Genomic DNA, 223 nt, shown 5'->3' on the forward strand with positions numbered 1-223 from the left:
CACAGATGAACCGAGCAGGGCTTCAACCTCTTGGCTTCCCTGCTTCGTGGTAAAACCGGTTATGATGGTTTTGGGATGTTCGGTGCCCCGCTTTTTAACATACTGAAGCACACCGTTAGGTTTGAAGAAGAACTCAACAACCTGCTGCCCCTTAGAGTCAACCGTGTCATTTCCTGACAGCCAATTTTCAATTTGGCGCTTCATTGTCCAGCCCGCTTTTAGC

At 48.9% G+C, this 223-nt stretch carries 1 protein-coding gene; it reads right to left on the reverse strand.

Annotation, left to right across the window (positions count from 1 at the left end; genetic code table 11):
- Positions 1-204 (reverse strand): hypothetical protein (locus PSI23_RS22565; RefSeq protein WP_273557108.1); only part of this gene is annotated, 204 nt, incomplete at its 3' end.
- Positions 205-223: the final 19 nt, after the last annotated feature.

It is taken from the genome of Xenorhabdus yunnanensis (genome assembly GCF_028598805.1).
In the GTDB taxonomy this organism is placed as follows: Bacteria; Pseudomonadota; Gammaproteobacteria; order Enterobacterales; family Enterobacteriaceae; genus Xenorhabdus; species Xenorhabdus yunnanensis.